At 64.3% G+C, this 15,188-nt stretch carries 7 protein-coding genes and 1 pseudogene; 5 read left to right on the top strand and 3 right to left on the bottom strand.

From position 1 onward, the window contains the following. Positions 1–251: 251 nt before the first annotated feature. Complete coding sequence (locus MB901379_RS15535) at positions 252–1,811, top strand: MFS transporter (protein ID WP_158017466.1); 1,560 nt, start codon at positions 252–254, stop codon at positions 1,809–1,811. A gap of 37 nt (positions 1,812–1,848) precedes the next feature. Here the strand turns inward: MB901379_RS15535 and MB901379_RS15530 are convergent, their stop codons facing one another. After that, positions 1,849–6,048: a bifunctional nitrate reductase/sulfite reductase flavoprotein subunit alpha gene (locus tag MB901379_RS15530; RefSeq protein ID WP_158019214.1), complete on the bottom strand. Its 4,200-nt coding sequence runs from the start codon at positions 6,046–6,048 to the stop codon at positions 1,849–1,851. Between the two features lie 415 nt (positions 6,049–6,463). On the opposite strand from MB901379_RS15530, the gene MB901379_RS15525 reads away from it, so the two are divergent. Next, on the top strand, positions 6,464–6,937 hold the full coding sequence (locus tag MB901379_RS15525; RefSeq protein WP_158019213.1) for an LppP/LprE family lipoprotein: 474 nt from the start codon (positions 6,464–6,466) through the stop codon (positions 6,935–6,937). A gap of 235 nt (positions 6,938–7,172) precedes the next feature. After that, a pseudogene (locus MB901379_RS15520) lies at positions 7,173–8,754 on the top strand (nitrate/nitrite transporter). Here the strand turns inward: MB901379_RS15520 and MB901379_RS15515 are convergent. Further along, on the bottom strand, positions 8,715–10,655 hold the full coding sequence (locus MB901379_RS15515; protein WP_162334393.1) for an acyl-CoA dehydrogenase family protein: 1,941 nt from the start codon (positions 10,653–10,655) through the stop codon (positions 8,715–8,717). The pseudogene MB901379_RS15520 and the gene MB901379_RS15515 overlap by 40 nt on opposite strands. Positions 10,656–10,936: 281 nt before the next feature. Here MB901379_RS15515 and MB901379_RS15510 point away from each other — a divergent pair, with 281 nt between their 5' ends. Next, the gene (locus MB901379_RS15510; RefSeq protein WP_158017463.1) at positions 10,937–11,671 is read left to right on the top strand and encodes a VIT1/CCC1 transporter family protein; all 735 of its coding nucleotides are present in this window, start codon (positions 10,937–10,939) and stop codon (positions 11,669–11,671) included. Continuing rightward, positions 11,668–12,807, top strand: coding sequence for an esterase-like activity of phytase family protein (locus tag MB901379_RS15505; protein ID WP_158017462.1), 1,140 nt, complete (start codon positions 11,668–11,670; stop codon positions 12,805–12,807). The genes MB901379_RS15510 and MB901379_RS15505 overlap by 4 nt, the downstream gene beginning before the upstream one ends. On the opposite strand, the gene MB901379_RS15500 is transcribed toward MB901379_RS15505, so the two are convergent. Then, a complete protein-coding gene (locus MB901379_RS15500) occupies positions 12,763–15,162 on the bottom strand; it encodes an ABC transporter permease (protein ID WP_174237106.1) in 2,400 nt (799 codons plus the stop codon). The two genes, MB901379_RS15505 and MB901379_RS15500, sit on opposite strands and share 45 nt — an antisense overlap. Positions 15,163–15,188: the final 26 nt, after the last annotated feature.

The raw sequence follows: 15,188 nt of genomic DNA, 5'->3' as shown, positions 1-15,188 counted from the left end.
TGCAGACGAGGAGGTTTGAGCGCGAACCCGATAGCATTGGTTACGGCCGCGGCGATTCGGGGAGTCGGGGCACAGTCGATCGCGTCCTGCGCTCGGCGGCCAAAGTGGCGCGCGCGGGCCCACGCCCGCGCTGATATCAATCCCGCCAAATTGGCCGACACCGTTGGTGCCGCCGCCTAAAGTGCACCTCAGATCGGTAAGAAATACGCACATCGGGGCACGCTTCCCTGGCCTGACGAATGGGGCCCGGCATGAACCGCACGCAGCTTCTGACCCTCCTGGCGACCGGCCTTGGGCTGTTCATGATCTTTCTCGACGCGCTGATCGTGAACGTGGCGCTGCCCGAGATTCAACGCAACTTCGCTGTTGGCGAGGACGGCCTGCAGTGGGTGGTGGCGTCGTACAGCCTCGGCATGGCGGTCTTCATCATGTCGGCGGCAACGCTCGCCGATCTCTACGGCCGCCGCCTCTGGTACCTCACGGGCATTTCGTTGTTCACGGTGGGATCGATTGCGTGCGGCCTGGCCCCCTCCCTTGCTGTTCTGACCGCGGCGCGGGGCGTTCAGGGGTTGGGCGCCGCCACCGTCAGCGTGACCTCGCTCGCTTTGGTCAGTGCCGCATTCCCGGACCCAAAGCTGAAGGCACGGGCGATCGGAATCTGGACCGCCATCGCCAGCATCGGCACGGCAACCGGCCCGACCCTCGGTGGATTGCTGGTTGACATGTGGGGCTGGCGCAGCATTTTCTACGTCAACGTTCCGGTGGGCGTGATCGTTCTGGCGCTCACCTCTGCCTGCGTGCAGGAATCGCGCACCGAGCGGCCCGGCCGCTTCGATTTGTCCGGTCAGCTTCTATTCGTCGTCACCGTGGGCGCCTTCGTGTATGCCGTCATCGAAGGTCCGCAAGTTGGCTGGACATCGCCTCGGATCCTCGCGCTGCTGCTCACCGCCGTCGTCGGTTGCGTGCTGTTCCTGTGGCTGGAGCGAAGGACATCGGCTCCGATGATGGACCTGACGTTGTTCCGCGACACCTCCTACGCGCTGTCCATCGGGACCATCTGCACGGTGTTTTTCGCCGTCTACGGGATGCTGCTGCTCACCACGCAGTTCTTGCAGAATGTGCGCGGCTACACCCCGGGGGCCACCGGCCTGATGATTCTGCCGTTCAGCGCCGCGGTGGCCGTGGTATCCCCGCTGGTCGGGAACCTGGTCGGCCGGATCGGCGCACGCATGCTGATCCTGGTGGGGCTCTGCTTGTTGATGTTGGGTCTGCTCACGTTGATTGCCAGCGAGCACCGGAGTTCGGCCCTGGTCCTCGTCGGTCTCGGGCTGTGCGGTACCGGTGTGGCCCTGTGCCTGACGCCGATCACGACACTGGCCATGACCGCTGTTCCCCCGGATCGTGCCGGCATGGCGTCCGGCATCATGAGCGCCCAACGGGCGATCGGGTCCACAATCGGCTTCGCGGTCTTGGGCTCGGTGCTTGCAGCCTGGTTGTCGGCCACCCTCGAGCCCCACCTGGAGCCCGCGGTGCCCGATCCCATCCAGCGCCATGCGATTGCCGAAGTCATCATCGACAGCGCCAATCCACGAGCACATGTCAACGGAATCGCACCACGGCGAGCAAGTGTGCACCGTGATCCAGTCCAGATTGCCGAAGACGATTTCATCGATGGCATCCGCGTGGCATTCCTCGTCGCCACCGTGTCGCTCGCTTTGGTGTTCCTTGCCGGCTGGCGCTGGTTTCCGCGTGAGGGCAGCGTCGCGCGCCGCGAAGTGCCCCATGAAACTGCCGATGCCGCCGGTCTGTGAGTAACTAGCGGTGCTGCGGCACGAAGCCGCAGCACCGCTAGTACACGTCGCGGTGGTAGCGCTTGTCGGCGCTCAGCGCGCGGACGTAGGCCGTGGCTGATTCCGGGGTCAGGTCGCCGTGTTCGGCCACGATTTCGCGAAGTGCATGGTCGACGTCCTTGGCCATCGGGTCGGCGGTGCCGCAGACGTACAGCTGCGCCCCGTCCAGCAACCACTGCCACAGCTGTGCTCCGCGCCTGCGCATCAGGTGTTGCACGTAGACCTTGTCCCGCTGGTCGCGGGAAAATGCGAGATCGAGCTCGGTAAGCAACCCGTCGGCATGCATCGTCTGGATCTCATCGCGGTAGTAGAAGTCGGTGGCGGCGTGCTGTTCACCGAAGAACAACCAGTTCGGTCCGGTGTGGCCGAGTGCGCGTCGTTCCTGCAAAAAGCCGCGGAAGGGCGCGATCCCGGTACCCGGCCCGATCATGATCATCGGTGTTCCCGGATCGCTGGGAGGGCGGAAGTTACTGGACTTGCGGACGTAGACGGCGATCTCATCGCTGGGGGAGCGGTCGGCCAGGTAGGTCGAGCACACCCCGCGTCTCGGCACACCCTGGAAGTTGTAGCGCACCGGCGACACCGTGAGGTGTACTTCGCCCGGATGTTCTTTGGGGCTGGACGAAATCGAATACAGCCGCGGCTGCAGCGGCTTGAGCACAGTCAGCCACTCCTCGACAGGAGCGACCACTTTGCACTGCGTGAGCAGGTCGACCGATTGCCTTCCCCAGCTCCAATCGGCCAGCATCGCTTTGTTTTCCGGCCGCATCAACTCGTGCAGTTGGTCCGCGGCGCTGGAGTCGAGGGTGCGTTGACGCACGAAGCGCAGCAGGTCTGGGCTGATGTGAGCGATCTCGAAGCGGTCTGTTAGCGCCGCTCGCAGCGACATCGAACCGCGGCCGGCGACCTCGACCTCGGTGTGGCCGCTCAACCCGGTCACTGACAGCCATTCCTCGACGAACTGGTCGTTGTTGCGCGGCCATACCCCGAGCGCGTCACCGGCCTCATAGCTGACGGTTTGTTCGGGCACGTGAAACACCAGCTGCCGCACGTCTTTTGCCGACTGTGGCTGACACAGGGTTGTGTTGCTGACCACGTTGGTCACCAATGGACGCTTCTTGCTGTATGTCTGTGCTGAGGGTGACCGGCCGACGACGGGTGTTGCCGCGGTCGAGCAAGCTCCGTTGTCTCCTGCGCCGCCCGGCGCGTCGGTGGGACGCAACTCCCGCAGTATCTGTCTTAGCCAAATGGCCACGGCATCTTCGTAATCCGGTTCGCAATCGACGCGATCGACGATGCGCTTTGCTCCCAGCTCAGCGAGGCGCTTGTCCAACGCACGACCATGGCCGCAAAATTCGTCGTAATTGGAATCACCCAGTGCCAGAACGGCGTAGCGAGTCTCGCCAAGCCTGGGAGCGGCCGGCGCGGACAGCGCGTGCCAAAAGGCGGCACCGTTGTCGGGCGGGTCACCGTCACCGGTGGTACTGGTGACAAACAATATCTGCGGTGTTGCGGGCAGGTCGGCTACCGGGAAGTCGTCCATGCCATGCAATGCGACCGGTAGTTGCGCGGCGCGAAGCTCTGCGGCGATGTCGGCGGCGAGCTCTTCCGCGGTCCCGGTTTGGGAAGCCCACAGCACCACCACCGGCGCTGGCGCGCCGGCGTCGTCTTTACCTGTGGTGGCCGGACGCGGTTCGGCTGCCGCTGCTACCTGCGTTGTCTCAACACGGGAAAACATGCCCGCGAGCAGGCCGTCCAACCACAGCCGGGTGCTGGTATCGAACGGTGAGCTGATCGGCAGGGTGGGCACCCCGGCGAGGTGCCGGCCGGTTTCCGAACGTAGACCCGCGATCAGGCCGGCGAGGTAGGAGCGAGCGAACGGACCGAATTGCGGCTTGGGTTCCTCGGCGACGCCCAAAAACTCGGCCAGTGCATCGATTTGGCCGATACTGAATTGCGGTGTTTTGGCCATCAGCTTCGGTGCGGCGGGCTCGTCCGAGGAACCGGGCCGCCGCTCCGGTTGGGCCACCTTGGTCAAGGTGACCGCGCAGGCCTTGTATTCCGGTTGGCGCGATATGGGGTCGATGGCGTCGTTGGTGACGGCATTGATCGAGAGGTACTCGCCAAAGGCGTCATTCCAATGGAAGGGCGCAAAGCAGTTCCCGCGGCGCACGCGATCGGTGATCACGGCGGGCAACACCGCGCGCCCACGGCGGGAAGCGATCTCAATGTGGTCACCTTCGCAGATGTCCAGCCCGGCCGCATCTTCCGGATTGATTTCGACGAACGGACCCGGGTTGAGCTTGTTGAGCTTGGCGATCTTGCCGGTCTTGGTCAGCGTGTGCCACTGGTGCGGCAGCCGCCCGGTATTGAGTAAGAACGGATAGTCGCCGTTGGGCATCTCGTCGGGCAATAGATGCGGGCGGGCGAAGAACGCCGCGCGGCCGCTCGGGGTTGGGAACGCCAACCGCGGAACTGTGCCGTCCGCACGAACCAGCTGGTTCTGGCTGACACCGTCGTTGAGGTAACGGATTGGGTTGCGGTCGCTGCTGCTACCCGATGGACACGGCCATTGCAACGGAGTCTGCCGCAGTCGGTCGTAACTGACACCGCGCAGGTCGTATCCGGTCGCCGGATTGGAGAACCGCGTGATCTCGTCGAACACCTCTGCGGCAGATTGATAACTGAACGCCTCGGAAAAGCCCATCTCGCAGGCGATCCGGGCGATGATCTGCCAGTCCGGCAGGGCTTGTCCCACCGGTTCGACCGCCTGCTGGAACAACGTCAGGTTGCGTTCGGAATTGACCATCACCCCCTCGGACTCGGTCCACAACGCCGCCGGCAGCAATACGTGGGCGTACTCGTTGGTCTCGGTCTCGAAGAACGCGTCCTGGCAGATCACCAGTTCTGCCTTCTCCAGCCCGGCCAGCACCGTTTTCCGATTAGCCACGGTAGCAACGGGATTGGTGCAAATAATCCAGCAGGCCTTGATGTCGCCGTCGGCCATGCGGGAAAACATGTCCACCACGCCTGCGCTGACGTCCGTGCGCAGCGATCCACGGGGAATGCCCCACTGTGCTTCCACAAACTCGCGGTCCTCGCCAGATAGCACCGAACGCTGACCCGGCAGACCCGGTCCCATATAACCCATCTCACGCCCGCCCATGGCGTTGGGTTGACCGGTGAGTGAGAACGGGCCGTTGCCGGGCTTGCAGATCGCCCCCGTGGCCAGATGCAGATTGCACAGGGCGTTGGTGTTCCAGGTGCCGTGGGTGCTCTGGTTGAGTCCCATCGTCCAGCAACTCATCCAGTTTGGAGCCTCACCGATCCAACGCGCTGCGGTGCGAATGTCTTCGGGAGGGATGCCGGTGATTTCGCTGACCTTGTCGGGAGTGAACTGATCGAGGAAACTTGGCATCACCTCCCACCCCTCGGTGAATTCGGCAATGAAATGCGGATCGGTGTGTTCGTTGTGAACGATCAGGTGCAGCAAGCCGTTGAGCAGCGCAAGGTCGGTGCCAGGAGCGATCTGCAGGAAGAGGTCTGCCTTGTCCGCGGTCGCCGTGCGACGTGGATCGACGACGATCAATTTGGCACCGGCCTTGACCCGTTCCATCATCCGCAGGAACAGGATCGGATGGCAGTCGGCCATATTGGCGCCGATGACGAAGAAGACGTCGGCTTGGTCGAAATCCTCGTATGAGCCGGGGGGTCCATCCGCGCCCAGCGACAGCTTGTAGCCCGAACTGGCACCGGCCATGCACAGCCGCGAGTTGGACTCGATCTGGTTGGTCCCGATGAACCCCTTGGTCAGCTTGTTCGCCAGATACTGCGCCTCGATCGACATCTGACCGGATACATACACCGCAACGGCATCCGGGCCATGTTCGTCGATGATGGCCCGTAGCCGCTTGGCGCTGTGCGTGATGGCATCGTCGATCCCGACGGGCTCAAGCGGCGAATGACGATCGGCCTGCACGTATGCCGACTCCATCCGGCCCGGCGCGGCCAGCAGATCTACGGTGGTGGTGCCCTTGGTGCAAAGCCGACCGAAGTTGGCCGGATGCGAGTTGCGCCCAATTGACTTGGTGATGTGCCGGTTTCCGGTCTCCGGATCCGATGTGACCTGCAGCACAATGCCGCAACCGACGCCGCAGTAGGCGCACATGGTCTCCACGGCGTCCGTTTCCGGCGCCATGAGTTCCCTGGCCACGCCTATGTCCTCTCTTTGCAGCTGCGCAACGCGGTATGCGCTGAATACTGCGGTAGGGATGTTTCGGTACGGGATGTCGCAGGTTTCGCGCGCTTTACGGTTTTCTCGCACGAGGTCGGGCGGGTCCGTGCGTTGTTGGAAACCGGCGAAACGGAGGGTGCCCGAAATCGCTGGTCATCGTCGGTCAGCCAACCCCAACTAACCCTGGTCACGCTACTCGTCGATCCCGTCGCTTGCAGGCCGTGCACCTGGGCTTTTAACCAATTTGGGGGATATTCACAGTTGCCACCAAGCCGTTGGCCGACCCGGTCAATGGGGCCGTGTCCACGGACTCACCCGGTGTTAACCGAATTTCGCTTAGGCTCGGTGGGTGCGTCGCCGGTTGAGCTCGATCCTGCTGATGGTGGCGCTGGTTTGGGCTTTTCCGGCGACCGGCTGCAGCGGGAAGTCGGCGGGGCCGCCAGTTTCGCCGCCGGATGCCTGCAAGCAGTCCGACGGTCCGACGGCGGACACGGTGCGCCAGTCGATTGCCTCGGTACCGGTAGTGGTTCCCGGCTCGAGCTGGGTCGAAATCGCGCGCGGGCACACCAGAAATTGCCGCTTGTACTGGGTGCAGATCATCCCCACCATTGCTGATCAGTCAACCCCGCAGCAGCTGTTGTTCTTCGACCGCAACACCGCGCTGGGCTCACCCACCCCAAATGCCAAGCCGTATATAAGAGTGTTGCCGCCGGGCCAGGGCACCGTGACCGTCGAGTATCAGTGGCGGGTGGGGAGCGATCCCGAGTGTTGTCCCACCGGTTCCGGCGCCGTGCGCTTTCAGATCGGCCCGGACGGCAGATTGAAGGCACTTGGCCCGATACCGCACCAGTAGCTCCCCATCGTTGCCTCCCGCCATCGTTTGCGTTTCACCTATGCAACTCGTTGCTGTGAACAACCTGGCAACGTTGTCTCGCTGTGCTCGACGTCACTGAATTAGCTTTGCCTACAGCTGCTTTACAGGAGTTCCCCAGCAGTTTCAGGCTGTCCACAGCGTGCCGCGGGCGTTCGAATTTGGCACGCTGGTAAATCGTTGCCGTTTCGCCAGAAGGCCAGGTCGAAGGAGAGTGATGGAACAGCAGATGCTGCTGCAACGCGAGGAGACGCCGAGCAGTTCTGGCGACCCCAAAGCCGCATCAGTCTTCTCGAATGCTTCCGCCAAATGCCGGGTTGGCTCACGCCACATCTCGCATTGGGACGCAGAGGATCTGGTGGCGTGGGAGGCCGGCAATAAGCTCATCGCGCGGCGCAACCTGTTCTGGTCGGTCGTTACGGTCCACCTCGGTTACTCGGTGTGGACGCTGTGGCCGGTGCTGGTGCTGTTCATGCCGCAGAACGTCTACGGCTTTTCCGCGAGTGACAAGTTCCTACTCGACGTGGTGGCCACCCTGGTAGGCGCGGGCCTGCGGGTGCCCTACTCGATGGCCACCACGATATTCGGCGGTCGCAACTGGGCGATCTTCTCGGCGATCGTGTTGCTGGTTCCTACCGTTGGCACCATGATGCTGTTGACGCACCCGGGCCTGCCGCTGTGGCCGTACCTGGTGTGTGCCGCCCTCAGCGGTTTGGGCGGAGGTAATTTCGCGGCATCGATGAGCAATGCCAATGCGTTCTACCCGCATCGACTCAAAGGGTCAGCACTCGGAATTGCGGGCGGCGTAGGCAATCTCGGGGTCCCGGCGATTCAGTTGGCGGGTTTGACGGTCATCGCGGTGGCCGGGGATGGAAAACCGTACCTGGTCTGCGCGCTGTACGCGGTGCTGCTGACGACCGCGGCGATCGGGGTGGCGTTGTTCATGAACAACGTTGAACAGCACCGGGTCAAGGCGAGCCAAATGCGCCCGATAATCACTGCGGTCCTGTCCAACCGCGACACCTACCTGCTCTCACTGCTGTATCTGGGTACCTTCGGATCGTTCATCGGGTTCTCCTTCGCATTCGGTCAGGTCCTGCAAACCAACTTCATGGCGGTCGGTCAAAGCGCCGCACACGCCACGCTGCACGCCGCCGAACTGGCCTTCCTTGGTCCGCTCCTGGCGGCGCTGGCCCGGATTTATGGAGGCAGACTGGCCGATCGCATTGGCGGGAGTCGGCTCACGCTGGCGGTGTTTGTGGCGATGACCGTCGTTGCCGGGCTATTGATCAGCGCAAGCAGCCTCGAGGGCCGACACACCGGGCCGCTGCGGGGCGCCACCATGGCCGGCTACTTCGTCTGCTTTATCGTGTTGTTCATTCTTGCCGGGGTGGGCAACGGCTCTGTCTACAAGATGATTCCGACCATTTTCGAGGCGTGCGGCCGCGTTTTGGCCCTCGGCCCGCAAGTCGGAGAAGTCGAGAGTCGCGACCGATCGCGGGTGATCTCCGGCGTCGCCATCGGCTTCGTCGCGGCCCTCGGCGCGCTCGGTGGGGTTGGCATCAACTTGGCGCTACGCGAGTCCTACGTGATGACCGGCACCACCACCGACGCGTTCTGGATCTTCATGGCGTTCTACGCCGGTGCCGCCGCGCTGACGTGGAGGGTATACGTGCGTCGCCAAACCGTGCACCTGCAGGCGCTGCCACCGGCCATCGCGGCGCAGCCAGCACCGGCGGAGCTCATCGGCTCCTGAGGTTCAGTCGGGCAGATTCTCCGGGTGCAGCATCTCGGCATAACGAAGCTGCTCCGGAATACCGAAACCGTCCACCAGAGTCTTGGCGTGCGGGCGTAGCACCCGGCACCGATCGTTGAGGCCACGGGTCACCGCCTTGGCGCGCTCGGTCGAGAGGTACCGGTGCTCGATGTACCAGGCCCTGTCTTCTTCGATCACGGACAGCGCATACAGGTCACAGACGACACCTAGGAGCTCGCGGGCCTCGGGGTCGGGGCACGACTCGATTCCGGCGACGAAGGCTTCCAGCACCACCCGGTCGATGTGGGCTTGGGCCGCGTGCAACACGTGATCCTGCACCGCATTGAACGCTTCGAACGCCGACATCTCATTGGACTTGCTTTGCAGCCGCCGTGCCACCGAGGACAGTAGATAGTCTTCGCGGTCTTCGAGCATCTTGACCTGGGTACCACGGTTGAAGAGGCTGCCCTCCTCTTCGCTGTCCTGCCTGGCGTCGATGATCCGCTGCATGATTGCCTCGGCTGCAGTGCGTTTCATTACCCGATCACCGACTGCGTTGGCGGCGAAACGCACCCATTCCACCGGACTCATGCTGCGGATGTCGTCGGCGTAGGCCGTCAGCAGCTCTTTGGCCACCAACTGCGTCAGCACATGATTGTCACCCTCGAAGGTGGTGAATACGTCGGTATCGGCGCGCAACGCGATTAGCCGGTTCTCGGCCATGTAGCCCGCGCCGCCGCAGGCCTCCCGCGCCTCCTGAATGGCGCGGCTCGCGTGCCAGGTGTTGGCCGCCTTCAAACCGGCGGCGCGAGCCTCCAACTCGCGCTGCTCCTCGGCGTCGGGAGAGTCCGCGGTCTGCAGGTCGTGGCATTTGGAAACCAACTCGTTTTGCGCGAACTGCAGGGCATACGACCGGGCTATCAACGGCAACAGCCGTCGTTGATGCACGAGATAGTCCATGATCAGTACTTCATCGTCGTCGTCCGGAGCGCTGAACTGCCTGCGCTGCAACGCATACCGGGTGGCAATGTCCAGCGCTACGCGTGCCGCCGCCGCCGCGCTGCCGCCGACCGTGACCCGGCCGCGGATCAGCGTGCCGATCATGGTGAAGAATCTGCGGTTTGCGTTCTCGATCGGTGAGCTGTACGTGCCGTCGGCCGCGACGTCGCCGTATTTGTTGAGCAGGTTCACCCGCGGAACGCGGACGTGATCGAACACGATCCGGCCGTTGTCAACGCCAGGGAGACCACCTTTGTAGTGACAGTCCGACGTCGTCACGCCGGGCAGATCGTGCCCGTCGTCGTCGCGGATCGGGACCAGTAGGCAATGCACCCCATGGTTCACCTGATCGCCGTCCTCGTGCGTGATCAGCTGTGCGAAAACGGCTGCAATGGTCGCGGTTTCGGCTGCGCCGCCAATGTAGTCCTTGCGGGCGGTCGGGGTGGGAGAGTCGATGACGAACTCTTGGGTCTCGACGTCGTAGGTCGCGGTCGTTTCCAATGCCTGAACGTCGCTGCCGTGTCCGGTCTCGGTCATCGCAAAGCAGCCGCGCAATTCCAGGTCGATGATCTTGGGAACGTATTGCTCGTGGTGGCGCTCGGTGCCCAGGTTTTCGACGGCCCCCCCGAAAAGCCCCCACTGCACTCCCGCCTTGACCATCAGGGACAGATCCGACATCGCCAGCATCTCGATCATCGTGATCGCCGCACCCACGTTCCCGGTGCCGCCATGTTCCTTGCGGAAGCTGTCTTCGGCAGCGCCGGCGGCGGCCATGAACCGCATCTGCTCGGCCACCTTGGCGCGTGCAATGACCGTATTCGGGGTGTAGTGCGGGTGGAATATTTCCAGACCTAGCTTCTCGCGCATGTTGTTCTTCACGTCACGGAAGCGTCCGTCGAGCGCGTCGCGCAGATGTTTGGCTGTGTTGGTCATGTCCGGCGCCATACCCGAACCGTAGCCCCCTCAATCGGAGCGTGGGAATGAATCTTTGGCTCGGAAATGTTGGCGGCCGCCATCGCGGGCATGAGCTTTGCGTCCGGACCCCAGCTCCAGTGCGTGCCCAGGCGGTATTGCGGCCGGTCTGGCGCCGATTGGCTGCGCCGCGGCGGCCCTTCGTCAGCTGGTGCGCATCGGCCCATGGTGCTTGGGCGTAGGCTTCGGAGCGCGCCGGAACGTGCCGATCCTGGCCGGGATGCGGCCCCCGGGATAGGTGTCAGAAAGTTGCGATGACAGAGCTAGAACCGGACGACTCGAGGGGGCGCCCAGACGCCGTCCTCGATGTCGGCCACCGCCACTCCGATGTCAGTGGCGGCTGGTTGCGGGCAGCGGCTTTCGGCGCGATGGACGGACTGGTCAGCAATACCAGCTTGATCGCTGGTGTGGCGGCAGCGGAAAGCGTTCACCTCACCATCGTCAGTGGTGTCGCCGGGCTGCTGGCGGGCGCGTTCTCGATGGCACTGGGTGAGTACACGTCTGTTACCACCGCCAACGAACAGATCGACTCCGAGGTGCACGTCGAACGTCGTGCGTTGCGTGCTCGGCCCCAGGCCGAACGGGCCGAATTGGTGGCGATGCTGGTGGACATGGGAATGACCGAGCAGACCGCGCAGATCGCTACCGATGAGATTCATCGCGACGAGAACCGCGCGGTCAACTTTCATATGGTCGGAGAAATCGGTGTCCACCCGGCGGAGAAGCCGTCCGCGCCGGTGGCCGCGGTATCGTCCTTCGCGATGTTCGCTGTTGGTGCGCTCATGCCGTTGATTCCCTACTTGCTCGGGTTCGGCTCGTTGGCGGCCGGGTTGGTGTTCGGTGGGGTCGGCTTGTTGGTCGCCGGTGGGTTGACCGCGCGGTTCACCCGTAAACCGTGGTGGTGGAGTGCCTCTCGACAATTGCTGTTCGGTGCCGTCGCTGTCGCCGCTACCTATCTGGTAGGGCTGTTTATCGCCGCGGTGATGTGAAGACGGTAGTGCGCCGGCTGCTGGCCACTTTGCTGGTCGGGTCGGTGGTGTTCGGGTGCGCATCGCCGCATCCGGCCCGCCCGGCGGACTCCCCGCGGGCATTGCTGAGTTACCTCGGCCAGGCGCAGATTCCGTTCGGCGCCACCGTGGATGGTGTCGTTATTGGTGGACTTTCGGGCATCAGCTACGACGCCGGCCGCGAGGTGTACTACGCGATCAGCGACGACCGCTCCGAGGAGGGCCCGGTCCGTTTCTTCTCAGTCCGGTTATCGCTGTCGGACAAGGGAATTGACAACGTCTCGGTCATCGCTTCGCATACGCTGCTGGATCGGAGCGGTGAGCCGTTTGAGCCGCTGAACCTCAGCGCCAGCCCACCGGTGGTTCCTCCCGACCCGGAAGGCATCGCTTTCGACCCGCAGCGACAGCGGCTGTATTGGAGCTCCGAAGGTGAGCGGCTCACCGACCGGGAACCGGTACTGGTGAATCCGTGGATCTGGATTGCTGGGCTCGATGGCCATTACCTGGGCCAGTTCACCCTGCCGGCCAATCTGGCGATGTCTGCCCAGCTCACCGGGCCGCGGCACAACCAGGCACTCGAGGGCCTGGCCCTAGCACCCGACGGCCGATCGTTATATGCCGCGATGGAGGAACCGCGCTACGACGACGGGCCAGAGACCGGCCGCGACCATCGGACGCTGACCCGGATCACCAAGTTCGACGTCGCTACCGCCGAGCCGACCGCGCAGTTCGGCTATCCGCTGGAAGCGCCGGTCTGGCCCGCGAGCCGCAACGGCGTTTCAGACCTGGTCGCGCTGTCGGACACCAGCTTTCTGGTGGTCGAACGCTCGGTTGCGCTGCCCCCGGTGATCCGCGTATTCCGTACCGAGATCACCGGCGCGACCGACGTGCTGGGGCTGCCGTCGATGCGGGGCGCCGCGGTGACCCCGGCGAGCAAATCGTTGGCCGTTGATCTGTCCACCTTGTCCAACGCACCCGGGTTGTCGCCGCTACACAACGTCGAAGGCATTACCTTGGGGCCGAAGTTGTCCGACGGTCGGCAATCGGTGGTGCTGGTCAGCGATGACGACTTTTCACCGGTCACCGTTACCCAGTTCCTGTTGTTCGCCATGGACTGAGGAGTCCCGAGTGCCATCACCGGGCGGTCGCAGCCGGTATCGGACAACCCCAGCGCAGAGCACTCCGAACACGACGAGCATGACCATGTCGAATGACCACCAGCCCACATAGTGCGCCCACACCTCGCGATGGGTGGCCAACGCATCGACCCTGCGCAGGTCGACGGTGGCCGCCGTCGCGGCAAAGCCCCAGTGGGCGGGGACCAGCCACGAGAGCTGTTCGAATCCCCACCTGCCCACCAGCGGCAGCAGTCCGCCGGCGAACAGCAAGGATGCCAGGATCACCGGCACGGCCAGGGGCACAACCTCACGTTGCGTGTGTCCCAACGTCGACAACGCCAGTCCAAGGATCGCCGAGACGATGGCCGTTGCCGCCACGCTCGCGTAGAGCTCCACGCCGGGATTGCGGAGCAACACCGCATCGTGCACCGGCTGACCCTTGGCGATCACGACGATGGCGGTGAGGATCGCGGCCTGGATGGCTGCGGCGACGCCGAACACCACAATCTTTCCGGTGAGGTAGGCCGACGCCGACAGTCCGACCGCCTGCTCGCGCCGGAAGATCCGGCGCTCGCCGACCAGATCGCGAACTGTCAGCGCGGTGCCCATGAGCACTGCGGCGATGTTGAGTGCGGCCAGGATTTCGATGGCTTCGTGAGGATTGGTGGCAGTTGGGCCGGCGCGATCCAATCCGGAATCGCCGGGAATCAGCAACGTCAATGCTGCCAACGCGAACGGCAGCAGCATCAGAAAAAGGATGTACGGCCGGCCGGCCAATAACAGTCGGACTTGCCGACGGGCAACCAACCGAACCTGCCGGCCGAAGGTGAGTTTGGTGGGGAGTCGCTCGGGCGGCGCCACCGACGGGGGTGTCGTGGAAACCGATGCCCGCTGCCGCTGCAGGAACGCGTGGTGGGCGCCCTGGGGATCGGTGCTGACCTGCGAGAAAACATCGGTCCAGCTGCTGGTACCCATCGCCGACTCGAGGTGCACGGGCGGTCCGGCGAAGGCCAGGCTGCCCGCGGGGGTGAGCAGCAGCACCTGGTCGCACATGTTGAGGTGCGCCAGTGACGTGGTGGCCACCACGACGACGCAGCCGAGGTCGGCCTGGCGGCGCAACATCGCCATGACATGGTTTTCCTGCTCCGGATCCAGCCCGGCGCTGGGTTCGTCGACGACCAGCAGCGACGGCCGGGTGATGAGTTCGATTGCCATCGACGCGCACCGGCGCACTTCGGGGGCCACCTTGGCCACCCGGCTCTTGCGGTGCGGCGTCAATTCGAGTTCGTCGAGGACCTGGTTGATCACTCGGGTGCGGTTATCTGGCGAAGTGTCGGGCGGCAAGCGCATTTCGGCGGCGTAGCTCACGGTCTGTTCGACGGTTAGTCGCGGGTGTATGCGGTTGTCGAGCGGTACGACGCCAATGCGAGATCGCATCGATTCGGGCTCGGCCGCCACGTCATGACCATCGACGGTCAGCACGCCCGAGGTGTGCGGTCGAGTGCCGGCGAGCATTCCGATCAGCGCCCGGTTGCGGGTGTGCGATGGCCCAACAATGGCGATCAACGAGCCCGGACGTGCGGTGAAGGAGACGTCGCAAATCAGTTCGCACCCTTCGACGGCGAGCCCCAGCTCATAGGCCGCTACCCCGATGGTGCGGGCGCCGGGTTTCAGCGGCAGTCGGTTGGTCCATGGTGCTAGCTCGCCCGAACCGGTGTCGGGGCGAGCGGGGAGCAGCTTTCGGGTCGCGTCGGTCATGCGCTCGACCAGGCCGCGGGCCTTGGGCTGCGCCTGCGCTGGTGACTGCGGCGGTCCTGCCGGTGTGGCCGGCCGCATTGGCCCGCGGGCGGGCGGAGAGCCGCTGGGCGGCAACCGGATTGGCCGGGTAGCCCGGTCGAATGTCGAGCGTGGCGGTGGCGGGATCCGTTGAGTCGCTTCGGTGCGCATCCCTTGTGCGGCCGAACCGGTGTGGATGTGCTGGGTGGCTGACTCCGTTGGACTCGTGTGCGGGGTGCGTTCCACCGGGTGCGACGACGGGTACGCCGGGCCGGCCGGCGAATGGGTGGGCGGCGGCGGACCGGTGGCGGCGCCGGTCTGGAAGGTGAGTCGTGGTCCGTTGTGGGGGTCACCGATGGTGATGGTCTGACCGTCGCGGATGTCGACCGCGGACACCCGGGCTCCGTCGACGAAGATGCCGCTACGCCCGCGGTCGATGACCACCCAGTGGGTTCCGATGAATCGCAGCAACAGATCCGAGACGGGCCACCGCGCATCCCCGGGGTGATCCAAGCGGACATCGTATTGGCTGCCGTAGCCCACACTCAGGTCGCGGCCCGGGGCAAAGATGTACCGCATCGACCCGGCCCACACGGTCAACGGGA

The organism is Mycobacterium basiliense, assembly GCF_900292015.1.
Taxonomy (GTDB): domain Bacteria; phylum Actinomycetota; class Actinomycetes; order Mycobacteriales; family Mycobacteriaceae; genus Mycobacterium; species Mycobacterium basiliense.
Note: the sequence above shows the minus strand (reverse complement) of the source record. Positions and strands in the feature narration are given on the sequence as shown.

Coding starts and splice junctions, on each gene's coding strand:
- MB901379_RS15525 (WP_158019213.1), top strand. CDS start 6,464: ATGGTGGCGCTGGTTTGGGCTTTTCCGGCGACCGGCTGCAGCGGGAAG.
- MB901379_RS15510 (WP_158017463.1), top strand. CDS start 10,937: ATGACAGAGCTAGAACCGGACGACTCGAGGGGGCGCCCAGACGCCGTC.
- MB901379_RS15500 (WP_174237106.1), bottom strand. CDS start 15,162: ATGCGGTACATCTTTGCCCCGGGCCGCGACCTGAGTGTGGGCTACGGC.
- MB901379_RS15535 (WP_158017466.1), top strand. CDS start 252: ATGAACCGCACGCAGCTTCTGACCCTCCTGGCGACCGGCCTTGGGCTG.
- MB901379_RS15515 (WP_162334393.1), bottom strand. CDS start 10,655: ATGGCGCCGGACATGACCAACACAGCCAAACATCTGCGCGACGCGCTC.
- MB901379_RS15530 (WP_158019214.1), bottom strand. CDS start 6,048: ATGGCGCCGGAAACGGACGCCGTGGAGACCATGTGCGCCTACTGCGGC.